Source organism: Mesorhizobium sp. LSJC280B00 (assembly GCF_000502835.1).
Classification (GTDB): Bacteria; Pseudomonadota; Alphaproteobacteria; order Rhizobiales; family Rhizobiaceae; genus Mesorhizobium.
Map to the genome: position 1 here is coordinate 106940 of NZ_AYVL01000001.1, position 24928 is coordinate 131867.

Below are 24928 nucleotides of genomic sequence, written 5' to 3' on the forward strand. Positions count from 1 at the left end.
GGAGTGCCGTCGGTGCCAATCTAGAACACCCCTCATCCGACCGAGCTTCGCTCGGCCACCTTCTCCCACAAGGGGAGAAGGGAACACCTTCAAAGGCCTGACCCCCTCTGCCTTGACGCTTGCTGGCCAGGCATCTAGGACGTGCCGGCATCCCGCCTTTCCCGCCGGAGGCCGCCGTGACCGTTGATATCCCTGCCCACATGCACCCCAGCCGCTCGTTCCAGGGGCTGATCCTGACGTTGCATAATTATTGGGCGGACTATGGCTGCGTCGTCCTCCAGCCTTACGACATGGAAGTCGGCGCCGGCACCTTCCATCCGGCAACGACATTGCGCGCGCTCGGCCCAAAACGCTGGAACGCGGCTTATGTCCAGCCCTCGCGCCGCCCCAAGGACGGCCGCTATGGCGAGAACCCGAACCGGCTGCAGCACTATTACCAATACCAGGTGATCCTGAAGCCCAATCCGCCCAATCTGCAGGAGCTTTACCTCGGCTCGCTGGCCGCGATCGGCATCGATCCGCTGCTGCACGACATCCGCTTCGTCGAGGACGACTGGGAAAGCCCGACGCTGGGCGCCTGGGGGCTGGGCTGGGAGTGCTGGTGCGACGGCATGGAGGTGTCGCAGTTCACCTATTTCCAGCAGGTCTGCGGCATCGAATGCGCACCGGTGGCGGGCGAGCTCACTTACGGGCTGGAACGGCTGGCCATGTATGTGCAGGGCGTCGACAATGTCTACGACCTCAACTTCAACGGTCGTGAAGGCGCCGACAAGGTGACCTATGGCGACGTCTTCCTGCAGGCCGAGCAGGAATATTCGCGCCATAATTTCGAATTTGCCAACACCGCGATGTTGCTGCGCCATTTCGAAGACGCCGAAGCCGAGTGCAAGGCGTTGCTACAAGCCGGCGCGCCCATCTTCCCCCTTGAGGGGGAGACGCCCGCGAAGCGGGCAGAGGGGGTCGCCTCAGAAGGCACTGCAGGTCAGGCGTCGAGCACTGCACGAGCGACCCCTCCCGGCCAGACCTTGTCTGGTCCCCTCAAGGGGGAGGGATATCACCGCATGGTCTTCCCAGCCTACGACCAGTGCATCAAGGCCAGCCACGTCTTCAATCTGCTCGACGCACGCGGCGTGATTTCGGTCACCGAGCGCCAGAGTTACATCTTGCGGGTGCGCAATCTGGCCAAGGCCTGCGGCGAGGCGTTTCTGCTGACGCAGGCGGGTGGAATGGCGGCTTAGCTCCAGGCGATTTCGACAGGGGCGCTGATTGGCAACGTGCCTTGGCCGCTTGCACCGGCTATTGTCCGCAACGCTTGTCTGACGCCGGGCATCGAGAACGTGCCATGCACCTGCGCTGTAAAACAGGCGCTGAGCGCGAGGATCTGCAGGAATGTCGATGCCGTTTTCATGCTCGTTCAGCCAATAGCTCTCTGCCTGAGCGTTGGTCGCTTCAGCGCTGCGTTCGGTTCAGGGAAATCTTTGATCCAAGGACGGGCGGACCGGCGCGTGTCCGACAGGCGGCTGAATTTTTTCGGAATTCGCTGTTGGACGCCTTGATCGTGCTGGCCCGATCTTGCTGGGAAGGGTGACAGCAGCCGACCGAGTTGCTATGCCCCGCTTACCTTCGCCTCGATGGGGGAGGACGCCGCGAAGCGGCGGCTGTTTCTTGTCGCGTGAGCTCTTTCAATGCCTGACCTGCTTCTAGAACTTCGTTCCGAGGAAATCCCCGCTCGCATGCAGCGCAAGGCGGCCGGCGACCTGAAAAAGCTTTTGACCGACGGTCTGGTCGACGCCGGGCTGATCTATGAGGCGGGGCGCGAATATTGGACGCCGCGCCGGTTGACGCTCGACATTCGCGGCCTGACCGCGCGCTCGAAGGACATCAGCGAGGAGATCAAGGGGCCCTCGACCAAGGCGCCCGAGCCGGCGGTGCAAGGTTTTCTGCGCAAGGCCGGCCTTGCCTCGATTGCCGAGGCGCATGTTCATTCCGATCCGAAGAAGGGCGACTTCTACGTCGCCCATATTTCCAGGCCGGGCAGGCCGGCGGAGCAGATCATCGCCGAGCTGGTGCCGGGCATCATCCGCAACTTCCCCTGGCCGAAATCGATGCGCTGGGGGCCGGCTTCGGCCAAGCCCGGCTCGCTGCGCTGGGTGCGGCCGCTGCAATCGATCCTGTGCACCTTCGGCCCCGAAACCGAGGAGCCGGTGGTCGTCGATTTCGAGATCGACGGCATCCGCTCCGGCAACGTCACTTACGGTCACCGTTTTCATGCGCCGGGCACCATCACGGTGCGCCGCTTCGACGATTATGTCGCCAAGCTTGAGGCGGCCAAGGTCGTGCTCGATGCCGACAGACGCAAGGAGATCATTCTTGCCGATGCCAGGAACCTCGCCTTCGCCAGCGGGCTCGACCTTGTCGAGGACGAGGGGCTGCTGGAAGAAGTGTCGGGCCTCGTCGAATGGCCGGTCGTGCTGATGGGCGAATTCGAGCAGGATTTTCTGGCCATTCCGGCCGAGGTGATCAGGCTCACCATCCGCGCCAACCAGAAGTGTTTCGTGACGACGCGCCAAATCTCCCCCCTCGAGGGGGAGATGTCGCCGAAGGCGACAGAGGGGGTCGCCTCGCGTGGATCGGCGGCATCCCCTGTCCGCGATAGGGAGTCGCGTCAGGTCGTGCCGACCCCCTCTGGCCTACCGGCCATCTCCCCCTCAAGGGGGGAGATCAGCCAATCGCCGCTCTCCAACCGCTTTATCCTGACCGCCAACATCGAGGCCAAGGATGGCGGCAAGGAGATCGCCCACGGCAACGGCAAGGTGGTGCGTGCCCGCCTGTCCGACGCGCTCTATTTCTGGAAGACCGACCACGGCGACCTGCCGGATCTCGACCAGTTGCAGGCATCGGCGGAAAAATTCGGGCTCGATCTGAACAAGCCGCTCGACCAGCGCATGGCCCGCCTCGACCACCTCAATGTAACGTTTCATGCCAAGCTCGGCACGCAAGGCGAGCGGGTGGAGCGGATTGCCAGGTTGGCCGAAGAACTAGCACCAATCGTGGCGCGCGCAATCTCCCCCCTTGAGGGGGAGATGGCCGGCAGGCCAGAGGGGGTCGCCGAGCGTGAATCGCCGGCATCCTCTGTCCGCGATAGGAAGCCGCGTCAGGACGTGCCGACCCCCTCTGTCGCCTTCGGCGACATCTCCCCCTCGAGGGGGGAGATCAGCAGTTCCNCCCTCTGTCGCCTTCGGCGACATCTCCCCCTCGAGGGGGGAGATTATCGCGCTCGCGCGCCGCGCCGCCGTCCTCGCCAAGGCCGACCTCACCACCGAGGTGGTCGGCGAGTTCCCGGAACTGCAAGGCGCCATGGGCCGCAAATACGCGCTGCTGCAGGGCGAGCACCCCTCCGTCGCCGCCGCGATCGAGGAGCACTACAAGCCGCAGGGCCCGTCCGATCGCGTGCCGACCGATCCGGTTTCGGTGGCCGTGGCGCTTGCCGACAAGCTCGACACGCTGGTCGGGTTCTGGGCTATTGATGAAAAGCCGACCGGATCGAAGGATCCCTATGCGCTCAGAAGAGCGGCGCTGGGGGTGGTCAGGATGTTGGTCGAGAACGGGGTTCGATTGCGCCTTGAGCAGGATTGGCACAAAGCATGGCTTCGAGTTTTCTGGCAGATCGTTGATCAGAAGTACCGGCCAATATTTGAGAAATTTATGGAACTCGGTCGCATGCTTCCGATGTCCTCCGCAGGAGATTGGAAGTTTGATCAGGTCGCAGCCATCTTAGCTGAAGACAAGGCATTCCTGATAGAATGGGCGAACAGATTTAATGCTGCAGAAGCCGACCTCCTGTCCTTTTTCCACGATCGCCTCAAAGTCTATCTCCGCGATCAGGGTGCGCGGCACGACCTGATTGACGCGGTGCTGGCGGCCGGTTCGCGCCCAATCTCCCCCCTTGTGGGGGAGATGTCGGCGCAGCCGACAGAGGGGGGCGCTGTCCCGCCGGCCTCTCATTCTGTCGCGCCCCCCTCTGCCCTGCCGGGCATCTCCCCCTCAAGGGGGGAGATTGGCCAGAACGACGATCTCCTGCAGATCGTCCGCCGCGTCGAAGCACTCGGCTCCTTCCTTGACACCGAGGACGGCAAGAACCTGCTTGCCGGCACCAAGCGCGCGGCCAACATCGTGGCTGCCGAGGAGAAGAAGGCGACGGCGATCGCAAGCAGCGTTGAGCCGGCTCTGTTCCGGGAGGACGCCGAAAAAACCTTGTTTGCGGCGGTCAATCAGGCCGAGAGGCAAGCCGGCGAAGCAATTCAAAACGAAGACTTTTCCGCCGCCATGCTGGCGCTTAGCGTGTTGCGCGAGCCGGTTGATTCATTCTTTGACAAAGTCCTCGTAAACGATGAGGACCAGGCGGTGCGCGCCAATCGCCTGGCATTGCTCGCCCGCATCCGCGCGGCGACCGACCGGGTCGCGGATTTCTCCAAGATAGCCGGCTGACATTCGCGAAGAAATCTTCGCTTATGCTTCAGGCGCTATTTGGGCTGGTCGGGAGCTGCTAGCGGCGCAGGCTGCGGCGCTGCCGGCTCAGGGGGGTTGCTGGCGACCTTTGGGTCGGCTTTGCCGTCGGCGGCGGGCGCGGCAGCGGTGGCCGGCGCGGCTTTGGGCGCGGGCGTAGCAAAGGCATCGCCGACGATACCGCCGCGAATGATCATCGGGCTTCCGGCGAAGCCATGACTCGGCTGGCTCGGGATTGCCGCGACCTTTTCCTCGGTGACGTTTTCATTGACGTTGGGCAACTTCTCGCCGAGCGCGACGATCGACGGTGTTTTCGTCCGCTCGAGCGAGCCTGGACTGGCCACCGTACCGACCACCGAAGGCGTCGCCGTCGTTTGCCCGAGAAAAACCAGCGACGAGGCCTGTGCCGTGCCGGCCATAAACGCCAAACCAAGCGCTCCAAGGATACGCATCGAAAGCATGATAATTCCCCTTGCCCAACAAGACGGCACCCTAGCCGAGGGCAGTTGATGCCGGCTTGCGGGGAAACATAGCATTTTAGCGATTTGCGATTCGCCAATGCCTGGGCTTGCTCGCCCGGCGTCAGCGTATTAGGCACCCGCATCCGTGAGGTGACGACAGTGGCTGAAATTCGTGCCGTCGGCGAGGCGATGGAAAGGGCGTTGGCGCTGCTCGAGAGCGGCGATGTCGTCGCCATCCCGACCGAGACCGTTTATGGGCTGGCCGGCGACGCGACCAATGGCGTTGCCGTGGCTCGTATCTTCGAAGCCAAGGGCCGCCCTCGCTTCAACCCGCTGATCGCCCATATAGCCGATCCGGCGATGGCCGAGCGCATCGCGCTGTTCGACCCGCTGTCGGAAAGATTGGCGCAGGCATTCTGGCCGGGGCCGCTGACGTTGGTGCTGCCGCAACGGCCCGGCAACGGCATTCATCCGCTGGTCACCGCCGGCCTGGAAACGATCGCGCTGCGCATGCCGAAAGGCTTTGGCGGCGAGCTGATCGCCAGGTTCGGCCGTGCGCTGGCGGCGCCCAGCGCCAATTCCTCGGGCAGGATCAGCGCCACGACGGCCGAGGCCGTGGCCGCCGATCTCGGTCCCCGGATCAAGCTTGTGGTCGACGGCGGCGCGACGCCGGTCGGGCTGGAATCGACCATTGTCAAAGTCGAAGCTGGAAAGCTGCGGCTGCTGCGGCCGGGCGGCATTGCCGCCGAAGAGATCGAAGCAGTGGCCGGGACAAAGTTGCTGCGCGGCGCTTCGGGCATCGAGGCGCCCGGCATGCTCGCCTCGCACTATGCGCCGGGTGCGGCGGTGCGGCTCAATGCTGCGGAGGTCGCACCGGGCGAAGCCTTGCTGGCCTTCGGCCGCCGCCGTGCCGAAGGCTGGCGCGATGCAGCCGCCCTGCGCAACTTGTCGGAGACCGGCGACCTGCGCGAGGCGGCAAGCAATCTCTTCGCCCATCTGCAGGATCTCGATGGCAGCGGCGCCAAAACCATCGCCGTCGAGCCGATCCCGTTCGAAGGGCTGGGCGAGGCGATCAACGACCGGCTTTCGCGCGCCGCCGCCCCGCGTGACAAGATCGCCCCGCGTGACAAGATGGATTGAGCACCATAGTTTCGACCCATGAACGACATTTCCCCCGATCTCGACCCCGCCGTCCTCGCGCGCTTTGCGGCAATCGTCGGCGACAAATATGCGCTGCGCGACCAGCAGGACATCGCGCCTTACCTCACCGAGCGGCGCGGACTTTGGCACGGCAGGACGGCTTTGGTGCTGAGGCCGGGAAACGTCGAGGAGGTCAGCAGCATCATGCGGCTGGCGACCGAAACCGGCACGCCCATCGTGCCGCAAAGCGGCAACACCGGGCTGGTCGGCGCCCAGGTGCCGGACGCATCCGGCCGCGAGATCGTGCTGTCGCTGTCGCGGCTGAACCGCATCCGCGAAATCGATACGCTGTCCAACACGGTCACGGTCGAAACCGGCGTCATCCTGCAGACGCTGCAGGAAGCGGCCGATGCCGCCGACCGGCTGTTTCCGCTGTCGCTTGCCGCGCAAGGCTCCTGCCAGATCGGCGGCAATCTCTCGTCCAACGCCGGCGGCACCGGCGTGCTTGCCTACGGCAATGCGCGCGAGCTCTGCCTCGGCGTCGAAGTGGTGCTGCCGACCGGTGAAGTGTTCGACGATCTGCGCAAGCTGAAAAAGGACAATACCGGCTACGATTTGAAGAACCTGTTCGTCGGCGCCGAGGGTACGCTCGGCATCATCACCGCCGCCGTGCTCAAGCTGTTCCCCAAGCCCAAGGGGCGCGAGGTGGCGTTTGCCGGCCTGTCATCGCCGGAGGCGGCACTGTCGCTGTTCAGCCTCGCGATGGACCGTGCAGGGGCAGCGCTCACCGCCTTCGAGCTGATTGGCCAGAGGCCCTACGACTTCACGCTTGCCCACGCGCAAGGCGTGGTGCGGCCGCTGGCCGGCGATTGGCCGTGGTATGTGCTGATGCAGATCTCGTCGGGCCGTTCGGCCGAGGATGCCAGGGCCCTGATCGAGGAGGTGCTGGAGGCAGGCCTCGAGCAAGGGATCGTCGGCGATGCGGTGATCGCGGCAAGCATGGCCCAGGGCGATGCGTTCTGGAATTTCCGCGAGGTGCTGCCCGAGGCGCAGAAGCCGGAAGGTGCCTCGATCAAGCACGACATCTCGGTGCCGGTGGCGTCAATCCCGCCCTTCATTGAAAAGGCTGCCGGCGCCGTGCAATCGGTCAGTCCCGGCGCGCGCGTCGTCTGCTTCGGCCACATGGGCGACGGCAATCTGCACTATAACATCTCCCGGCCGGTCGACGGCGATGACGAGGCGTTTCTCGGCCTTTACCACGTCATGAACAAGGCCGTGCACGACGTCGTGCGCGCGTTTCATGGCTCGATCTCGGCCGAGCACGGCATCGGCCAGTTGAAGCGGGACGAATTGATCGCGACGGCGCCGCCGATGGCGATCGAGCTGATGCGCAGGGTGAAGGCCGCGTTCGACCCGGCCGGCATCATGAATCCGGGTAAGGTTATCTGATCCTTTCGCCGGCCTGCGCCGGTTCGCATTCCGATAACCATCCGCCTCGGATCAGCAAAATTTAACCGACTTTCTTAAGCGCGAGGATAAGAAGCTCGCGCTAATGTTTCTCCACAACGAGGCTGGGAAAACCGGCCCGGAGAACCGGAAACACCGGCTCTCAGGAGAAACAGGAAAGGCACGATATGAACACTGGACTGAAGCCAGTCTGGGCCGGGCGCAATATGCGCCTCGACCCATTCCGCCTGCCGCAGGTGGTGAGCTACGCCACGCGCGACGACTATGGCGACGTCACCTTCACCATCGACCAGCGCGGCGCGGTTATCCGCCGCACGCTGGAGATGAGCGGCGTGCCGGCGATCATCGCTCTGCCCGCCAACGCGTTTCGCGGCGTCGCCGCCCGCGCCATGGAGGATCCGGATGGCAATGTCACAGTGACGCTTGAGCTTCTGCACAATGACCCGATGCTGTCGGTGCCGCTGCTGGTCGCCGACGATCTCGACGACGTCGCCGCCGACTGGCGCGCCTGGGCCGACGCCTACCGCCTGCCGATGCTGCTGATCGAGGCCGACGGCATTGCCCGCACGCTGGAAGAATCGCTCGGCGCTGCCATCAAGGCGCTGCCGGCGCAGGACCGCCGCAAAGGCCGCGTCTCGACCATGCGCCGCCCGCGCTTCCTCGCCCGCCGCCGCGCCGGCGATCTCGGCCTCAGGCTGGTCATCGGCGGCGAGGAGCTCATTTCGCGGGAATAGCATGGGCTTGGCGGGCTTGCGCCGCCCTTCTTTCCTTCTCCCCTTGTGGGAGAAGGTGGCCGAGCGAAGCTCGGTCGGATGAGGGGTGTTCCAGGAACACCAACGTCTCGTTTCTTCCAACACCCCTCAACCGTCTTGGCGCTACGCGCCAATCCACCTTCTCCCACAGGGGGAAAAGGGAAAAGGCTCCTAAACCAGCGGCTTCAGCGCCACCCAAGCCGCGCCGCCGATCAGGCCGAGGAAGATCAGCCAGCCGACCTGGTTGTTCGATCTGAACAGCCTCAGGCACTGGTCCGGATCGTCGATGTCGAGCACGGCGATCTGCCGTGCCATATGCGCGCCGGCGGCGATCAGCCCGGCGAGTGCAGGCACCGGTGCCTGTGCCGAGGCGAAAGCAATGGCGAAGCAGACCAGCGCTCCGCCATAAAGTCCGGCCAGCCAGGCTTTGGTGTTGTCGCCGAACAGGCGCGCCGTCGAGCGCACACCGACGATGGCGTCGTCTTCCTTGTCCTGATGCGCATAGATCGTGTCGTAGCCGATCACCCACAGGATCGAGCCGATATAGAGCATGATTGCCGGCCCATCGAGATCGCCGAACTCGACCGCCCATCCCATCAGCGCTCCCCAGGAAAAGGCAAGGCCGAGAACGAGTTGCGGCCAATTGGTGTACCGCTTCATGAATGGGTAGACGGCGACGATGCCCAGCGAGCCGATGCCGAGCGAGATGGCGAAGCTGTTGAACTGCAAAAGCACGGCAAGGCCGCCCAGTGCCTGCACGACAACAAACATCCAGGCCTGCCGGCGCGTGACCTTGCCGGCCGGCAGCGGCCGCGAGCGCGTGCGTTCCACCTGGTTGTCGATGTCCTCGTCGACCAAATCATTGTAGGTGCAGCCGGCACCGCGCATGGCGAACGCGCCAAGAAAAAACAGCAGCAGGTACCACGGTGACGGCAGCAGCGAGAGCAGCGGATCCGCCGGACGCGGATAGGCGCTCGCGGCAAGGGCAGCCGACCACCAGCATGGCCACAGCAGCAATTGCCAGCCGATCGGCCGGTCCCACCGGGCAAGCTGCGCATAGGGCCACAACCCCCGCGGCAGCACGCGATAGACCCAGTGGCCGCTCGGCGCATCGGCGACGCGGCCCTGGGCCGCTTTCGACTGGACGGTTTCCATTTTGCTGGAGTGGCAGCAGAGGCGAATGCCGTCAAGCGTCAAGCAGCCCCCGCACGCTCGCCACGCGCAATCGGCGCTTCGGCAGCCAAATGTCTTGACCCGTCGCGCGCGGCGCAATAGCGCAGTCCTGGTCTTGGAATGACGAGGAATCTGGGCATGCGTGTTTTGCTGATCGGCTCCGGCGGACGAGAACATGCGCTTGCCTGGAAGATCGCGGCGTCGCCGCTGCTGACCAAACTCTACGCGGCGCCCGGCAATCCGGGCATCGGCCGCGAAGCCGAGCTGGTGAGGCTCGATACTGCCGATCACACGGCGGTGGCCCGGTTTTGCCGCGAGAATGAAATAGGCCTCGTCGTGGTCGGACCGGAAGGGCCGCTGGTCGCCGGCATAGCCGACGACCTGCGCGCCGAGGGCATCCGCGTCTTCGGTCCGTCAAAGGCAGCGGCACGGCTGGAAGGCTCGAAAGGTTTCACCAAAGACCTCTGCGCCAGATACGGCATCCCGACCGCCGCCTATGGCCGCTTCGGCGATCTGGCTTCGGCCAGGGCCCATGTCGAGAAGACGGGTGCGCCGATCGTCATCAAGGCCGACGGCCTCGCTGCCGGCAAGGGCGTCACCGTCGCCATGACGCTTGACCAGGCGCTGGCCGCGCTCGAGGCCTGTTTTGACGGCTCCTTCGGCCAGGCCGGGGCGGAAGTGGTGGTAGAGGAGTTTCTCGTCGGTGAGGAAGCAAGTTTCTTCTGCCTTTGCGACGGCACCACCGCGCTGCCCTTCGGCACCGCGCAGGATCACAAGCGCGTCGGCGAGGGCGACACCGGCCCGAACACCGGCGGCATGGGCGCCTATTCGCCGGCCCCGGTGATGACGCCGGAGATGATCGACCGCACCATGCGCGAGATCGTCGAGCCGACCATGCGCGGCATGGCTGAAACAGGCGCGCCGTTTTCCGGCGTGCTGTTCGCCGGGCTGATGATCACTGACATGGGGCCGAAGCTGATCGAATACAACACCCGTTTCGGCGACCCGGAATGCCAGGTGCTGATGATGCGGCTGAAGGACGATCTGCTCGTCCTGCTCAACGCAGCCGCGGACGGCCAGCTGGCGCATACTTCGGTGCGCTGGCGCGACGAGGCGGCGCTCACCGTGGTGATGGCGGCCAGGGGTTATCCCGGCACGCCGGAAAAGGGCTCGGTCATTCGCGGTGTCGAGGCGGCGGCAGGCGATGGCGTCGAGATCTTTCACGCCGGCACCGCCATCAACGGCGGCGCACTCGTCGCCAATGGCGGCCGCGTGCTCAACGTCACGGCGACCGGCAGCACCGTCGGCGAGGCGCAGAAGAAGGCCTACGCCGCGCTCGACCGGATCGACTGGCCGCAAGGCTTTTGCCGCCGCGACATTGGCTGGCTGGCGGTGGCGCGCGAGCAGGCGAACTGATGCTTCGGGCGGCCTTCGGCCTCAGCGCAAGCCGTGGTCGAATTCGGTCGAGACGCTGCTGACCGCATCGGCGGTGGAGACAAATCCTGGCACCGATGCCGCACGCTTTTCGTTTCGCGTCCAGGCGACATATTCGGCAATCCCGCGCGGAAGGCCCGGCGCCGCTTTCGCCGCAGGCATTTGAAAGCCGCTGCTGAACCTGGCCAGGCGCGCCCTGAATACCGCGACCATCTCCTCGAAGCTTGCTGGCGTCACGCTGGCGTAAGTGATGGTGCCGCCGGCGAGCCCCGCCTCGCGTGAGAGCGGCACCGGTATCGAGGTGAGATAATCCGGCTGCACGTCGATCAGGCCGCCGAACGGCCACTGCGCGCGCAATTCCGTGGCGTTCATCGGCGCGACGCTGACGTCGATATCGTTGGGTGTGCCCGCGACCCTGTAAGGGCAGCGGAACCGGCCGCAGTTTGCTCGCGCCGAAAACTGCCAGAGCGCATAACCCTGCCAGTTGCCCATCGGAAAATGCACGCCGATGTCTGGCTTGTAGCGCGCATACCACAGCGGCAGCCGCGACAGGAGCGGGTATTTATACTTGTTGTCGGCGATATGCCTGGCTGTCGTGCCGTTGGTGTAGAGCACTGGAAAGCGGCCAACCCGACGATGCACATGGCGCACGAATTCCTCGGCATCCTCGAGCGACATCCATTGGGTGGGATCATCGTCCTCGATGTCGAGGGCAAGCAGGTCATCCGGCCGGGGTTTCACGAAATTGATGAAGTTATTGGCCTGTCCCACGGGGTTGCCGGGGCGGGCGAGATGATAGGCGCCCCATTTCAGGCCCAGCGCCTTGGCCACCACCTTGCGCGTCTGGAACAGTTCCTGTGCCATCGCATGGCGCTTCCAAAGCGTCTTGCACAGCCGCGTCTCGGTCTCGTCGCCGAAACAGAAATAGGGTGGCGGCATTCCGTCGGATGCCTTGTTGATGAAGCCGACAAGACGCTTGTCGGCGGCTAGCCGGGTCCAGTCGATGGAATTGTATTCGTAGGCGTCGACGACCAGCGCCCGGTCGGCATCCTTCCAAGGTTCGGAGAAATCCGAGGCCTTTGCCGGCGTCAGCGCCAGGGTCATCGCGGCCGCGACAAGGAGAAGCGCTGAGCGGACAAGGGGGCGCGCCGGCGTTTTCAAACAGCAGATCCTTGCTGGCCAAAGCCAAATCCTGAACCGCCATGGTTAAGGAAATGCTTTCGATCGCGGCCCGCGCATGCCACGGCTCGGTCAGCTTCTCCGTCGATGGTCTTGATGGTTGTCACTGGCGAGAGGGGATATGAAACGGGTCGAGCGCCGGCACTTGCAACAGCGTTCCCTCGGCCTCGCGTTTGCGATGAGGGGTCAGCGAACATGGTGGTGAGCACAATATGCCGCGATCCGACCAATAGGCTGCACCGTTCTCGACCTTACCTTCATGATAGCAAAAACCGGCCGTCCGCCAGAGCAGGCGCATTCGCCACAGCGATAGGTGTCAGGTCGTGCGAGCACGAGGCAATCCTATTTCGGTGTTCTGCTCTCTCTTGCCGAATTTAGCCTGCGTCGTGGCAATTGCAAAATCCGCGTGACAAAGTTTGACGTTTACGTAAAAAGAAGATGGACAGGAACTCCGAAAGCAGATGATTTTGCATCGGTACAGGTCTTAAGTAGACCTGCCAGACTGGGGAGGGCCGGACTGAGGAGGAGCGAGCGCCATGTATCGGGCACCGGTCGAGGAAATCGCCTTCACCCTGAAGCATGTCGCCGGCTTGAAGCCGGCGCTCGATGCAGGCATTTTTGGCGAACTCGGCGAGGACCTTGTCGACACCATTCTGGCCGAGGCCGGCCGCTTCGCCAGCGAGGAGGTGGCGCCGCTCTACACGGTCGGCGACCAGCACGGCGCGGTGCTCGACGGCGCTGCCGTCACCACCCCGCCCGGCTGGAAGGAACTTTATCGCCGCTGGATCGGCGGCGGCTGGAATGCGCTGTCCGCGCCTGAAGCGTATGGCGGCCAGGCGCTGCCGGCCATGCTCGGCGTCGCCGCGCTCGAAATGTGGAACTCCGCCTCGATGGCGTTCGGCATCGCCCCGACGCTGACCATGGGCGCCGTCGAAGCACTCGACAAACATGGCTCGCAGGCACTCAAGGCCAGATATCTGGAAAAACTGGTCTCCGGCGAATGGATGGGCACCATGAACCTGACCGAGCCGCAGGCAGGCTCGGACCTGAATGGCTTGCGAACCCGCGCCGAACCGGCCGGCGACGGCACCTACCGCATCTTCGGGCAAAAGATATTCATCACCTATGGCGAGCACGATTTCACCGACAACATCATCCATCTGGTGCTGGCGCGGCTGCCGGACGCGCCGGCCGGCACGCGCGGCCTGTCTTTGTTCCTGGTGCCGAAATTCCTCGTCGGCGACGATGGCGCGCTGGGCAGGCGCAACGACGTCTTCTGCTCCGGGCTGGAGCACAAACTGGGCATCCACGCTTCGCCGACCTGCACGATGATTTATGGCGATGGCTTCGAAGGCAGCAGGCCCGGCGCGATCGGCTGGCTGGTCGGCGAGGAGAACAAGGGCCTCGCCTGCATGTTCACCATGATGAACAATGCGCGCCTTGCCGTCGGCATGCAGGGCGTCGCGGTCGCCGAGGCGGCGACGCAGAAGGCGCTCGCCTATGCAAACGACCGCCGGCAAGGCAAAGCGGCAAGCTATGGCGGTGCCGGCATGGCGCCGATCGTGCATCACCCCGACATCCAGCGCAGTCTTCTGACCATGAAGACGCTGACCCAGATTGCCCGTGCCATCTGCTATTCCTGCGCCCACGCCATCGATCTCGCGTCACAGAGCGAAGATGCAAAGCACTGGCAGGAGCGCGCCAATCTGTTGACGCCGCTGGCCAAGGCGTTTTCGACCGATGTCGGCGTCGAGGTCGCCTCGCTTGGGCTGCAGGTGCATGGCGGCATGGGGTTCATCGAGGAGACAGGCGCCGCAGCACTTTATCGCGACGCGCGCATCGCGCCCATTTACGAAGGCACCAATGGCATCCAGGCGATCGATCTGGTGACGCGCAAGCTGCCGCTCGGCGGCGGCCGGCATGTGCATGGCTACATCGCCGAACTCAAGGCCGTCGCCGATGCGCTGCGAGCGTCGAACCTTGAAGGCTTCGGCCGCACCGCCGATCGCCTCGACCAGGCGCTCGACGACCTCTCCCAGGCGACCCGTTTCCTGCAAGACCTGCTCGACCAAGGCCGTTCGGACGAGGCGCTGGCCGGCGCGACACCCTATCTCAGGCTGATCTCGCTTGCCGCGGGCGGCGCCTATCTGGCGCGCGGCGCGCTTGCCGACCAAAACCGCATCGCGCTTTGCCGGTTCTTCGCCGAGAACCTGCTTGGCGAAGTGGGCGCGCTGAAGGAGCGCGTCGTCGGCGGCGCCGACAGCCTTGCCGTTGCCGGCAAGCCGCTGATTTCAGCCTGACGTTCGCACGCGCCGATATTCACAAAGGCCCGAAATTCACAAAGGACGAATCCGTGACAGACCACATCCTCGTCGAGCGCCAGGGCGCCATCCAGATCATCCGCATCAATCGTCCGGACAAGAAGAACGCGCTGACCCGCGCCATGTACGCGACGATGTCGGCGGCTCTTGCCGGCGGCGACGCGGATCCGGCGATCCGCGTCCATGTCTTTCTCGGCGTGCCCGGTGCCTTCTCGTCCGGCAACGACCTTGCCGATTTCATGATTGTCGCCTCGGGCGGTGAAGGCGGTACCGAGGTCTGGGATTTCCTGATGGCGCTGGCCAAGGTGGAAAAGCCGATGGTTTCCGGTGTCGACGGCATTGCGGTCGGTATCGGCACCACGCTCAACCTGCATTGCGACCTGACCTTCGCCACGCCGCGCACAATGTTCCGAACGCCCTTCGTCGATCTCGGCCTTGTGCCGGAGGCAGGATCGAGCCTGCTCGCACCGCAGATCCTCGGCCGCCAAGGCGCCTTCGCGCTGCTTGGCCTCGGCGAGGGCTTTTCGGCCGAGAGGGCGAAGGCCGCCGGGCTGATCTACGAAGTGGTCGAGGAGAGGGAACTCGAAGCATCGGTATTGGCGGCGGCGGGCCAGATCGCCGCCAAACCGCCGCAAGCGCTGAAGATCGCGCGCGACCTGATGCGCGGCTCGCGCGACGCCCTTGTCGAGCGCATCGGCCAGGAAAGCCAGCATTTCCGCGAGCGGCTCAAATCCGACGAGGCCCGCGCAGCCTTGACGGCCTTCATGACCAGGAAGAAGGCCTAGACCTTCTGGCCTTGTCTCGCATCGTGGACCCGCCGGCAGCAACCGGCGGGTTTTCTTGCCATGATCTCTTTGTCACATCGCCATTTTTTTACATTCGGCCTGGGCCTTTGCCGAAGACGTGTCGATCATGAATGTCTTGCCTTTGGCGTCGGTCATCAACATCATGCAATGCTTGATCGGTTTCGCCATTTTCATCATTTCGGCGCTCATCTTCGCGTCGGGCATCATGGTGCCCATATGCCCATCGGGCATGATCGCCATGACCTCCCCACCCTTCATCACCGTCATTGTCCCCATCGCGTCCTCCGCAAAGGCTTGCGAAGCGAAAAGGCAGGCAAGACCGGCCATCGTGACCAACCTGAGTGAATGCATTGCTTCCTCCTGAATTTGCGCCGGCGGCGCGTTGAGCCCTTCCCTGGTTCGTTCCGGCAAGCTGGAACGTTTCACGCACACGAGATCGTGATAGTGGGAATTGGAAATCCGGCAGAAGCGGCCCGGCCTTGGCCGCCTTCATGACCGGGAAGAAGGGCTGAAAAAATGGGCGCCGGTGCGGAAGCTGCCGATCTCCCCCCCTTGTGGGGGAGATCGGCGCTCCACCGTCGTGCCCTACGGATAAAGCCTCACCTTGTCCCAACCGCCCTCGGCGTTGCGCGAAAACACCACACGGTCGTGCAGCCGGAACGGACGGTCGTGCCAGAACTCGATGGTCTGCGGCACGATGCGGAAGCCTGACCAGTGTTTTGGCCGCGGGATGTCGCCGATCGCGTGGCGCGCCGTGTATTCGGCGACCGCTTTTTCTAGCGCGAAGCGGCTCTCCAGCGGCCGCGACTGTTTGGAGGCCCAGGCGCCGATGCGGCTGCCGCGCGGACGCGTCACGTAATAGGCGTCGGCTTCGGCGTCGGTGACGATCTCCACCGGGCCGCGCGCTCGCACCTGCCGGCGCAGCGATTTCCAGTGGAAGCACATCGCCGCTTTCATGCTGCCAAGAATCTCACGGCCCTTGGCACTCTCGAAGTTCGTGTAGAAGACAAAGCCGCCCTCATCGAACCCCTTAAGCAGCACCATACGCACATTCGGCATGCCTTCGGCATCAACGGTCGCCAGCGCCACGCTGTTGGGGTCGTTGATCTCGCTCTTCGTCGCGTCGTCGAGCCACGCCGCAAAGAGCCGGAACGGCTCCGCCGCCTCGGTAAAGTCACCGCTTGTTAACCCGGTTTCGCTCATAGTTTTCCCAAATTTGTCGCCGGCTGGGGAGATTGCCGATTGTCGCGTATCGCGCAAGCTTTTGACAGTGGGCAATGGAGCGTTATCGCTTCGGCCAGCGCCAAAGCCATGATCGTGATAATCGTCCTGCCGCTTGCCGCCTGTGGTGGCGGCGGCTTCAGCCTGGAGCAGGCGGAGGTCGACCGCTCGGTGCTGACCGCGAGCACGCCGGCCTCAGTCATGTCGCTCGATCAAGACCGCGCCTCCGATCAGGCCACGATCCGCAACGCCGTGTCCTCCGCTGACGTCGAGCAACTGGCTGGGCAGGCCGTTCGCTGGGCGAATGCCGACACCGGCTCGCGCGGCTCCATCACCGAGCTGGCGGAATTCAGGGCTAACGGCGAGACATGTCGTCGCTTCACCGCATCGCGCGAAAGCTTCGACGGCGTCGCGCTGTTCAAAGGCGAAATATGCCTGGCCGGCGGCAGCATCTGGCGCATACAGGACTTCAAGGCGCTCTGATTTTCCGCCGGCAACATGGTGGTAAGCCACTGGAATTCCTTCCTATGCGAGCGCATATAGGAGGCGATTATGGACTCACTCCTTCTCCAGGGCAGTAAGCATGCGCGACCCCTATGAGGTGCTGGGCGTTGCCAAGAACGCATCGGCCAAGGACATAAAATCCGCATACCGGAAGCTCGCCAAGAAGTATCATCCGGACCAGAATCCGGATGATCCCAAGGCGAAGGACCGTTTTGCCGCCGCCAACCAGGCTTACGAGATCGTCGGCGACGAGAAGAACCGGGCGGCATTCGATCGCGGCGAGATCGACGCCGACGGCAAACAGCGTTTCCAGGGTTTCGAAGGCGCGGCCGGCGGCGCCGATCCTTTCGCCGGTTTCCGCCGGCAGCAAGGGCCGGGCGGCGCGCATTTCGAATTCCGCACGGGCCGTCCCGGCGGCGATCCGTTCGACGGCAACAGCGACATCTTCAGCCAGATCTTCGGCGATGCTTTCAGCCAGCAGCGCGGCGCCGGCACCGGCGGCCGCCGTCAGGCCCCGACCGCCGCCGATCTCAACGTGACGCTGGACGTCACCATCGAGGAGGCCGCCACCGCGGAGAAGGTGACGGCGATGTTCCCCGACGGCCGCAAGATGGCGGTCAAGTTGCCGGCCTATGTCGAGGACGGCCAGACCATCCGGTTGAAAGGCCAGGGTGAGCAAGGACCGGGGCAGCCGGGCGATGCGCTGGTTAAAATCCGTTTCCGCCGGCACCCGCGCTACCGCGTCGAGGGCCGCGACCTGCATGTCGACCTGCCGGTGGAACTGGCCGATGCGGTGCATGGCGCCAAGGTGGCGGTCGAAACCCCGACCGGCAGGATTGCGGTCAACGTCCCCCCTTGGTCGAGCTCGGACAAGGTTCTGCGGCTGAAGGGCAGGGGCCTACCGGAAAAGGCCGGCGGTCACGGCGACCTCTACGCACACGTGCGGCTGATGCTGCCGGAAGGCGGCGACGCCGAGCTCGAGGCGCTGATGCGCCGTAGAAAGGGCTGACGGTCGAAAAGGCTGGCGCTTAATGCCGTGTGTGTAAAGCGGGCACTCCGGGGTGGGCATGCCCGCGACCATCCGGATCACAATGGAAAGGGAACCTCGTTGATGGCCTGGGAAACTGATGGCTTCAAACCTAGGCGCACAGGAACATCATAGAGCCTGCCGCCGCCCAACCGGGGCTTGGTAGGACGAAGTCCAGGTACAAACACTCGTGCAACAGGCGATTCGGCGTTGTGCGTCAGGTTGACCGCGAAGATCTCAAGTTCCTGCTCGTGGCAGATGTCGAGGCAATAGTTCCAATCCAGTCGCAACTCGGCCGACGAGGCCTGAACTGCTGAATTGCCGGAAAGGTGAGGAAGGCGATGAATGTTCTCGTCCATGTGCCACCGATAGAGGTGCAGCGCGCCGGGGGTGAAGGCCGCCGTGCCGGACGTATCGGCGTTCCGTTTGAGCAGGGTAAGGTTCGCCTCACATTCTGCAAGTTCCCCCACCGCGCGCCGGGCCGCCTCCGACATGGATCGTCCGGCCGCGAATCCGAACGCAATCGCGTCACCGCCCACGTGATGAGAAATTGCAGCGACAATGGGGATGGGCAGGTCAAGCGTCAGGAGCAGAAGCCGCAATTCGCGGTTCTGCGTCAGCAGCCAATCGGCGTACTGGGACGCCAGTCCATCCGACAGCGAAGTCAGGTCTATCCGAGGCAGAACCAGCCGATTGTACCACCATATGGCTGTTGCATCGCGCTCCACGACTTCGCAGAAGCCGCGCACGACCGCGTCCTCTATGCTCGATCCCCTCGCAAGACCATTGGAGTCCGCCGGGGGCAGACCTGATGACTCATCGTTGGGATACCCGAGAAAGCACAATCCCGCAGGCACCCAGGCCTCGCTCGTGCTGAAGCGCGGATCGCTCCGGATCCAGTCCAGCGGCTGCGACCTGCGCCAGCGGATCGGGACCGCGCGGCTATCATCGACGTTTTTGTTCCAATGCAGCCGCTCGCAATACTGCGCATCACTGAAAAGTGTGAGTGCAGGCGGCTCGATCACGCGCCCGCGCAATTCGCCGGCGCGGGCGCGTGAGAGTCGCTCATGAGGGATCATCTGGGCGAAATAGGTTTCATCGGCCTCATACCCGCAGGCGGTTGCCGCCTCCTGGGTGGTGTTGCCCCACCCTGACACAAAACGAGAAGGTCTGGCCCCTCGGACGGGGCCGACCGCGACCGTGATCGGGCATCTGAGCGTGGGATCGGTGATCACGATGGGGCCGTAAACCAGGCTTGACCCGCCGGCCCCTGCCTCGGACGCCCGCCGCTCCGGCATTATGGACCCTTCACCCAAGCACGGCCCTCACATGTTCAATCCTCTACAGTATCGGCACCAATTGCTCATTCGCACGCTGACACGCACTGGAGTATGATGCAAACTCCTGCGAGACGCTTTGATATCGTCAAGCCGACGTCGAACATAATATAACCCGCCGAGGGAGAGAATGAACGCGGGCGACAGCAATCTTCAGCGACGTCTGACGGCTATCCTGGCTGCTGACATGGTCGGTTACTCGTCGCTGATGGCCCGCGACGAAGAGCGCACCTTCGCGCTCGTCAAACATCTCATGCAGGACGAAATAGAGCCTAGGATCACGCAGCACCGGGGACGGGTTGTGAGAACGACCGGAGACGGGATGCTCGCCGAGTTTCCAAGCGCTTTCGGAGCCGTGCAGTCAGCAGTGGAAGTCCAGGAACTGCTTGTCGGCCAGTCTTCGGGGAAGGCCAGCCAGGAAATTTTTCTCCGGATTGGGATCAACTTCGGTGATATTATTGTCGATACCGATGGCGATGTGTTTGGAGATACCGTCAACATAGCCGCGCGCCTGGAACAGTTCGCCAGCCCGGGCGGTATCTGCCTTTCCGGAAAGGTACACGACGAAGTTCGCGACAAATTTAATCTTCCGTTTGAATATTGCGGCGAACAGCATCTCAAGAACATTCCACGCCCGATTCCCGTATACTCGTTGTTCCAAAAGCCCAAAGGGCTGCCACCTGCATCGACTGCGCAGGTGGCTGGTCCGAGCAAGCCCTCCATCCTCGTTCGCCCGTTCAAGAGCGCGGGCGACGTCCAACCCTATTTCAGTGGCGGCTTCACCGAAGACATCGTCACCGAACTGACGCGCTTTACTCAGCTTACGGTTGCGTCCCATTATACGTCGACGCGGCTCAAGGATGTGGACCTGGTCGCGGATAACGGCGTGGATTTCGTCATCGAAGGCGGGATCCGCCGCATGGGCCGGCGAATGCGCATTACATGCGAGCTGGTCGACGCAACCTCGGGTGAGTGCTTGTGGGCCGAGCGCTACGACGGGGACGAGCAGGACATCTTCGATGTCCAGGACGAACTGATCGGGAAGATCGTCGGGACCGTTATCGGCCGTCTTACGGCCGCAGGCGCCGAGAAGGCGCGGCGTAAACCACCTGCCAATCTCGCGGCCTATGAGTGCGTGCTCCGGGGCAATGCCCTGCCCCTGGGCGACATCGCGGCCGAAATGGAGGCTCGACAGTGGTATCAGCGAGCGATCGAGCTCGATCCATCCTACGGGCGCGCGTACGCCAAGCTCGCCCACTATAAGCAGCTTGAATGGTTTCGCGACATGGGGCCGTCGGATGCGGTGCTTGCCGAGGCTTATGACATCGCCAAAAAAGCGGTGGCGCTTTCCCCCAATGATCCAGTCTGCCTGAACATACTGGGCTGGGTGCTCCTCCACCGTCGTGATTTCGACGTCGCATCTCAGCTATACACACGCGCGCTCGAACTCAATCCGCACGATCCCGAGCAGGTCTCCTATCAAGGGACTTATCAAACATTTGCCGGCGAGCCCCAAAGTGCCTTGGACTGGTTCGAACGGGCGCGAGTGCTCGATCCCCTATACGAGCCTTCATGGTATTGGCCGTTCCGCGGTCTTGCCCATTTCATTGCCCACCGTCCGGATAAGGCAGTCGTCGATCTGGGCCGCTCGTCCACCATGCCGACCTGGGTTAAGGTCTATCTGGCTGCAGCGAACGCCCTGCTTGGCCGAAACGAAGAGGCGAAGAGCTACACGTATCTGGTTCTGCGTGGCGCACCGGAGTTCTCCGGGCGGCGGTTCGCCACCAAGGAACCTTACAAGCTGGAGGGTGACCGTAACACGCTGCTCAACGGCATGCGGGAAGCGGGATTGCCCGAGTAGGGACTGGCGACTATCTGCAGCCGAAGAGCACGGCCGTGGCGAGCTCGTCATGGTAGTGCCTGCCCTGGGCGTATTTGTGGTAGTCGTGGAGATAATCGATCAGATCGCTGCGGGTCAGGACCCCCCTCGGCACCTGGGGCACCACCACATTGATCAAGTTCGGTTCGTCCACGTGAACTTCGACAGACACTCCCGTTTCCACGATGTCTTCCAGCACCATTTTGAGATCACGCTTCAGGTCCGCATAGGCGGCAGCATCCGGGATCGCGTCGCCCCCGTCGAGAGGGTCATCCTCGTATTTTATGGGCTGCCCATTCAGATCTTCTATCGTTAGTGTCTGCGAATGTGGCGCTGTTCCGGCGGCGGCGGTCCGGACCCTGATGTTGCCGATAGCACGGCCTGCTTCCGGCCGAAGTCTGATAGTATCACCGACGGCGAAAATCTGCCGATCAATGGTAATTGTTAGGGGATCTGTTGAATCCATGGACAAGATACGTGACGAGGCCGGCAAAAGCTTGAGCCAGGCCCCTACGATCGCTGCGCCGATCTCTTGGACTTGCCGACCTGGCTTCAATTCTGCCCTGGGCATCGCCGAGGCTCCCCTCCGAGGTCAATGCAAATAGCCTAAACGCATTTTGCATCTGTCGCAAGCAATGCGCAGGCGGCATGCTCGCATCGACTCGATGTTTTCATGGACAGAAAGCCGTATTGGGAGCATTCTGATCCTCGCGGTATCAGTAACGACAGCCGGAGGGTGTACGAATGATACTTGCTCAACTTCGTGTGCTGTTGCTCGGCTGTCTCCTCGCCGTTGTCGGAACAGCGAGACCGGAAGCGTCAGGCGAGGAGGGCTTCACCGACAGCGGTGACATCGAAAAGACTTTCATCGTCGACATCGCCAGGGCGGCGGAGTTACGCAAGGATATCGGCGCGCTAAACAAGTTCATCGCAGGCAAGGGCAAGCTGGAAGCGGTGGACATGCCGGATATCGGTATCAGCATCGTGACGGGGACCTTTTCCGAGAGCGAGATCGAAGAGCTGCGCTCCAGGGGATATGAGGAGCCGGATCCTTTCGTGGTGAACCTGTTCGATGGTGCCACCTGCGAGGGGCCGGAACTCCTGGGCATCTCGCCGACTGCGGATGTTGTCCCTCCCAGCGTCTGCAGGGTCGTCGGGTCACCACAGCCGGTGGCTTCAGGATCGCCCACCGTATGGATCATCGACAGCGGAGTGGATTGGAGCGTTGTCACCGCCGGGCTCCTCAAGGTTCAGGAAGCCATCGATTGCACGAGCAGCCCATGCCAGACCGTGTCGAGCCTCGACGACACAGTAGGGCACGGGACGATGGTGGCAGCAGTTATCGGCGGAAAGCGTGTCAAGCAGGGCGACCAGTATATAGGTCTGGTTGGTGTCAGCCCCGACGCCCCGCTCAAGATCGTAAAGGCCTTCAGTAAGCTGAAGACCGAAATTTTCGGCCCGCCTCTTCTCGCGCTTCGCCATGTTCGGGACAACGCGGTCGCTGGGGATATTCTGAACTTGAGTTGGGGTGCATTATATCTGGAGAGCACCAGACGCGGAAGCACGTTGCAAGATCTTAAATTTCTCGACGCCCTTCTTTATCAGATCGCCGACCGTCAGGTGCGCGTTGTGGTAGCTGCGGGCAACCCCCGGGAAGACGAAGAGGGCCCTTGGGTACAGTCTTATTTCCCGGCCAATGCGGCGACTTATTTTTCGCCTGTGACGACAGGAAACAAGGTGGGAGCGATATACAGCGCTTCGGCTTCCAACAGCGAATATATTCAGGTGGCAACTCCTGGGAAATGCCAAGGCATCAGCAACGCCTGGTGCGACACGCTATGGCGCGGGGGGGCGTTCGGCGCGTCCTATGCCGAACCGGGCGTCAATGTCCTGTCACTGTGGAAGAGCCGAAAGAACGGCAAGCTCCGGAGGAACATCTGTTCGGGCACATCTTTCGCAGCCCCGGCACTTGCCGGCCTTTTGGTTCGCAACGCGCAGCCGACTAACAAGGCTCTGACAACGGGAAGTCTTAGCCCGAATACGGATCTGCTAGGGTATATGACCGCGGGTACGCCGGTGAACCCAAGTTCGGACGAGCCTAAATGCAACTGACCCGAAGGGCAGCGCTGCAAGGTTTGGCCTTGGCGTCCGCGTTCGGTAGCGTGCGTCTGGCCGGTGCCTCGCTTGTGGACGAAGATCCTCGCCTTCTGCTCGTCCACGTGCGTGGCGGACTCGATGCACTAGCTGCCGTGCCGCCCTACGGCGATCCGCATTTTGCCTCGGCGCGCGGGCCCCTCGTGCCTTTCCCGAACTCTGGCGTCGCCGAGATGCTCAAGCTCGACGGGCTCTTCGCGCTTCATCCGGCGCTCGGGTCTCTGCTGCCCCACTACTCGTGCGGCGAGTTGCTCATCGTGCCCGCGACCGCCATTCCGGATGCGGGCCGGTCCCACGCGACCGCCCAGGCGGCGCTGTTCGACGGCGATATTGACGGCGGCAGCGCCGGATGGCTCGACCGGGCTTCGTCTGTACTGTCGCGCCGGCAGAAGGCGGTGTGGCGGGCCAGACCGGCCGATCGATCGATGGACATGCTGGCCCATCTTGCGCTGGCCAATCCTCGGCTCGACCTCGTCCGCCTCTGCGCCGAGGGCACTTGGCCGTCCGGCGCAAAGGGCAGCGAAAGCCTGCTGGAACAACATGCCGCATGCGACGCGGCTCGCTTCGGCGACGCGGCCAGGAGCGCGGCGCTTGCCCTGTCAGCTACGGGCGGACCGCGGATCGCGATGCTCGAGGTGGCCGGCTTCGACACGCATGTGGCGCAGGGAGCGGACTTCGGAAGGCTGGCGCGGAGTTTGAATGGGCTGGCGCGGGGCCTCATTGCATTTGCCCAAGCGTCCGGGCCTGCCTGGAACAGGACGGCGGTGCTGGTGGTCACGGAGTTCGGCCGTTCCGTGGTGCCCAACACCGACGGCGGCACTGATCACGGCGTCGCGAGTGTCACCTTGTTAATGGGTGGCGCCGTTGCCGGCGGGCGAGTAGGCAATCGCTGGCCCGGTCTTGCTCGAGACCTGCTTCATGGCGGAACAGACTTGGCTGCTACGACGGACGTACGATCGATCATAAAGGGCGTGCTGACGGAACACCTGCGTCTTCCTGACCGAGCAATGGCTGAAATTTTCCCAGGCGCTGCCGGGATACCGGCGGTGCGTGGACTGTTTATCGGGAGCCGTTGTCCAGGCGGAGGTCGACTGGCTTCGATGTGATCTCCAGCGCGGTTTAGCTTCTTATCCGCGTTTTCGTCGGCTACGGGACGCATCGGACTGCAATAGGCGACGCCTAATCTTAAGTGGCCGCTTCTAAGAAGCTTCCGGAATCACGGCTATTGTGAAGGGTTTCGGATGCCGGCCCCCGGCGCGGTCGCCTATAATGTCCGGTTTAAGGCAATGGCCGAGCTAACTTGAATGGCCGAGATGAGGCGCAAAGCGATCGTCCACGGCCCAAAGTATGGAAGTCGGCTCGGGGTCATGAGCGTGACTTCGGCCGCTGGCCAACGAAACTTCCGCCAAAGGGTCATCTTCCGCCGTGCCACACCGATACCAGTGTCGGATTTTTCCACTGGCCCACGACCGCAAGGTCAAGGCGCTACAGCGTCCTTTGCGCGCCCAAACGACGCGCGGCGCTGTTGAGCAACCGCTTTGTCCCCCGAACTGTCCGCTTTGAACGC

General features: G+C 63.3%; 19 protein-coding genes and 3 pseudogenes. 14 read left to right on the top strand and 8 right to left on the bottom strand.

What is annotated here, in order from left to right:
- Positions 1–176 precede the first annotated feature (176 nt).
- From X773_RS41215 to X773_RS41225, 3 genes and pseudogenes are all read left to right on the top strand, one after another.
- Positions 177–1238, top strand: a complete 1062-nt coding sequence (locus tag X773_RS41215) for a glycine--tRNA ligase subunit alpha (protein WP_031211040.1) — start codon at positions 177–179, stop codon at positions 1236–1238.
- A gap of 447 nt (positions 1239–1685) precedes the next feature.
- Positions 1686–3050, top strand: a pseudogene (locus X773_RS41220) (glycine--tRNA ligase subunit beta); the annotation flags it as partial.
- Positions 3051–3285: 235 nt separating this feature from the next.
- A pseudogene (locus X773_RS41225) lies at positions 3286–4488 on the top strand (glycine--tRNA ligase subunit beta); the annotation flags it as partial.
- 35 nt (positions 4489–4523) lie between these two features.
- Here X773_RS41225 and X773_RS41230 read toward each other — a convergent pair.
- Complete coding sequence (locus X773_RS41230; protein ID WP_023674091.1) at positions 4524–4967, bottom strand: hypothetical protein; 444 nt, start codon at positions 4965–4967, stop codon at positions 4524–4526.
- 159 nt (positions 4968–5126) lie between these two features.
- On the opposite strand from X773_RS41230, the gene X773_RS41235 reads away from it, so the two are divergent.
- The 3 genes from X773_RS41235 to X773_RS41245 all read left to right on the top strand — a co-directional run bounded on the left by X773_RS41235 (position 5127) and on the right by X773_RS41245 (position 8308).
- Complete coding sequence (locus X773_RS41235) at positions 5127–6107, top strand: L-threonylcarbamoyladenylate synthase (RefSeq protein ID WP_036237975.1); 981 nt, start codon at positions 5127–5129, stop codon at positions 6105–6107.
- 18 nt (positions 6108–6125) lie between these two features.
- Complete coding sequence (locus X773_RS41240) at positions 6126–7556, top strand: FAD-binding oxidoreductase (RefSeq protein WP_023674093.1); 1431 nt, start codon at positions 6126–6128, stop codon at positions 7554–7556.
- A 185-nt stretch (positions 7557–7741) separates the two neighbouring features.
- Entirely contained in the window at positions 7742–8308 is a 567-nt protein-coding gene (locus X773_RS41245; RefSeq protein WP_023674094.1) for a DUF6101 family protein, read from the top strand.
- A 189-nt stretch (positions 8309–8497) separates the two neighbouring features.
- Here X773_RS41245 and ubiA read toward each other — a convergent pair whose 3' ends face one another.
- On the bottom strand, positions 8498–9481 hold the full coding sequence (ubiA, locus tag X773_RS41250) for a 4-hydroxybenzoate octaprenyltransferase (RefSeq protein ID WP_023674095.1): 984 nt from the start codon (positions 9479–9481) through the stop codon (positions 8498–8500).
- A gap of 156 nt (positions 9482–9637) precedes the next feature.
- Here ubiA and purD point away from each other — a divergent pair, with 156 nt between their 5' ends.
- A complete protein-coding gene (gene purD / locus X773_RS41255; RefSeq protein ID WP_023674096.1) occupies positions 9638–10915 on the top strand; it encodes a phosphoribosylamine--glycine ligase in 1278 nt (425 codons plus the stop codon).
- Positions 10916–10936: 21 nt separating this feature from the next.
- Here the strand turns inward: purD and X773_RS41260 are convergent, their stop codons facing one another.
- Positions 10937–12037, bottom strand: coding sequence for a GH25 family lysozyme (locus X773_RS41260; protein ID WP_031211047.1), 1101 nt, complete (start codon positions 12035–12037; stop codon positions 10937–10939).
- Positions 12038–12215: 178 nt separating this feature from the next.
- Positions 12216–12445: pseudogene (locus X773_RS77915) on the bottom strand (hypothetical protein).
- A gap of 203 nt (positions 12446–12648) precedes the next feature.
- On the opposite strand from X773_RS77915, the gene X773_RS41265 reads away from it, so the two are divergent.
- On the top strand, positions 12649–14412 hold the full coding sequence (locus tag X773_RS41265; protein WP_023674098.1) for an acyl-CoA dehydrogenase: 1764 nt from the start codon (positions 12649–12651) through the stop codon (positions 14410–14412).
- Positions 14413–14465: 53 nt separating this feature from the next.
- Complete coding sequence (locus tag X773_RS41270) at positions 14466–15218, top strand: crotonase/enoyl-CoA hydratase family protein (RefSeq protein WP_023674099.1); 753 nt, start codon at positions 14466–14468, stop codon at positions 15216–15218.
- A 72-nt stretch (positions 15219–15290) separates the two neighbouring features.
- On the opposite strand, the gene X773_RS41275 is transcribed toward X773_RS41270, so the two are convergent.
- Together X773_RS41275 and pdxH are read right to left on the bottom strand one after the other, a co-directional pair.
- Positions 15291–15566 carry a hypothetical protein gene (locus X773_RS41275; RefSeq protein WP_023674100.1) on the bottom strand — a complete coding sequence of 92 codons (276 nt, stop codon included), beginning with the start codon at positions 15564–15566 and terminating at the stop codon, positions 15291–15293.
- 258 nt (positions 15567–15824) lie between these two features.
- On the bottom strand, positions 15825–16442 hold the full coding sequence (gene pdxH / locus X773_RS41280; protein WP_023674101.1) for a pyridoxamine 5'-phosphate oxidase: 618 nt from the start codon (positions 16440–16442) through the stop codon (positions 15825–15827).
- Positions 16443–16481: 39 nt separating this feature from the next.
- On the opposite strand from pdxH, the gene X773_RS41285 reads away from it, so the two are divergent.
- Entirely contained in the window at positions 16482–16943 is a 462-nt protein-coding gene (locus X773_RS41285; protein ID WP_023674102.1) for an RT0821/Lpp0805 family surface protein, read from the top strand.
- A gap of 100 nt (positions 16944–17043) precedes the next feature.
- Complete coding sequence (locus tag X773_RS41290) at positions 17044–17973, top strand: DnaJ C-terminal domain-containing protein (RefSeq protein WP_023674103.1); 930 nt, start codon at positions 17044–17046, stop codon at positions 17971–17973.
- A gap of 77 nt (positions 17974–18050) precedes the next feature.
- Here the strand turns inward: X773_RS41290 and X773_RS41295 are convergent, their stop codons facing one another.
- Positions 18051–19289 (bottom strand): YcaO-like family protein, encoded by a 1239-nt coding sequence (locus X773_RS41295; protein ID WP_023674104.1) that lies wholly within the window; start codon positions 19287–19289, stop codon positions 18051–18053.
- 169 nt (positions 19290–19458) lie between these two features.
- Here X773_RS41295 and X773_RS41300 point away from each other — a divergent pair, with 169 nt between their 5' ends.
- Positions 19459–21189 (top strand): adenylate/guanylate cyclase domain-containing protein, encoded by a 1731-nt coding sequence (locus tag X773_RS41300; protein ID WP_031211050.1) that lies wholly within the window; start codon positions 19459–19461, stop codon positions 21187–21189.
- Between the two features lie 10 nt (positions 21190–21199).
- On the opposite strand, the gene X773_RS41305 is transcribed toward X773_RS41300, so the two are convergent.
- On the bottom strand, positions 21200–21778 hold the full coding sequence (locus X773_RS41305; protein WP_023674106.1) for a hypothetical protein: 579 nt from the start codon (positions 21776–21778) through the stop codon (positions 21200–21202).
- Between the two features lie 173 nt (positions 21779–21951).
- Here X773_RS41305 and X773_RS41310 point away from each other — a divergent pair, with 173 nt between their 5' ends.
- Together X773_RS41310 and X773_RS41315 are read left to right on the top strand one after the other, a co-directional pair.
- Positions 21952–23319, top strand: coding sequence for a S8 family serine peptidase (locus X773_RS41310; RefSeq protein ID WP_023674107.1), 1368 nt, complete (start codon positions 21952–21954; stop codon positions 23317–23319).
- Positions 23310–24467, top strand: a complete 1158-nt coding sequence (locus tag X773_RS41315) for a DUF1501 domain-containing protein (protein WP_023674108.1) — start codon at positions 23310–23312, stop codon at positions 24465–24467. Before X773_RS41310 ends, X773_RS41315 begins: the two co-directional genes overlap by 10 nt.
- Positions 24468–24928: the final 461 nt, after the last annotated feature.

Excerpts from the sequence above, each read along its gene's own strand:
- X773_RS41260 (WP_031211047.1), bottom strand. The coding sequence starts at position 12,037 with ATGACCCTGGCGCTGACGCCGGCAAAGGCCTCGGATTTCTCCGAACCT.
- X773_RS41275 (WP_023674100.1), bottom strand. The coding sequence starts at position 15,566 with ATGGCCGGTCTTGCCTGCCTTTTCGCTTCGCAAGCCTTTGCGGAGGAC.
- ubiA (WP_023674095.1), bottom strand. The coding sequence starts at position 9,481 with ATGGAAACCGTCCAGTCGAAAGCGGCCCAGGGCCGCGTCGCCGATGCG.
- X773_RS41290 (WP_023674103.1), top strand. The coding sequence starts at position 17,044 with ATGCGCGACCCCTATGAGGTGCTGGGCGTTGCCAAGAACGCATCGGCC.
- X773_RS41230 (WP_023674091.1), bottom strand. The coding sequence starts at position 4,967 with ATGCTTTCGATGCGTATCCTTGGAGCGCTTGGTTTGGCGTTTATGGCC.
- X773_RS41245 (WP_023674094.1), top strand. The coding sequence starts at position 7,742 with ATGAACACTGGACTGAAGCCAGTCTGGGCCGGGCGCAATATGCGCCTC.
- X773_RS41300 (WP_031211050.1), top strand. The coding sequence starts at position 19,459 with ATGAACGCGGGCGACAGCAATCTTCAGCGACGTCTGACGGCTATCCTG.
- X773_RS41305 (WP_023674106.1), bottom strand. The coding sequence starts at position 21,778 with ATGCCCAGGGCAGAATTGAAGCCAGGTCGGCAAGTCCAAGAGATCGGC.
- X773_RS41265 (WP_023674098.1), top strand. The coding sequence starts at position 12,649 with ATGTATCGGGCACCGGTCGAGGAAATCGCCTTCACCCTGAAGCATGTC.
- X773_RS41310 (WP_023674107.1), top strand. The coding sequence starts at position 21,952 with ATGATACTTGCTCAACTTCGTGTGCTGTTGCTCGGCTGTCTCCTCGCC.
- X773_RS41240 (WP_023674093.1), top strand. The coding sequence starts at position 6,126 with ATGAACGACATTTCCCCCGATCTCGACCCCGCCGTCCTCGCGCGCTTT.
- X773_RS41315 (WP_023674108.1), top strand. The coding sequence starts at position 23,310 with ATGCAACTGACCCGAAGGGCAGCGCTGCAAGGTTTGGCCTTGGCGTCC.
- purD (WP_023674096.1), top strand. The coding sequence starts at position 9,638 with ATGCGTGTTTTGCTGATCGGCTCCGGCGGACGAGAACATGCGCTTGCC.
- X773_RS41295 (WP_023674104.1), bottom strand. The coding sequence starts at position 19,289 with ATGCCGGAGCGGCGGGCGTCCGAGGCAGGGGCCGGCGGGTCAAGCCTG.
- pdxH (WP_023674101.1), bottom strand. The coding sequence starts at position 16,442 with ATGAGCGAAACCGGGTTAACAAGCGGTGACTTTACCGAGGCGGCGGAG.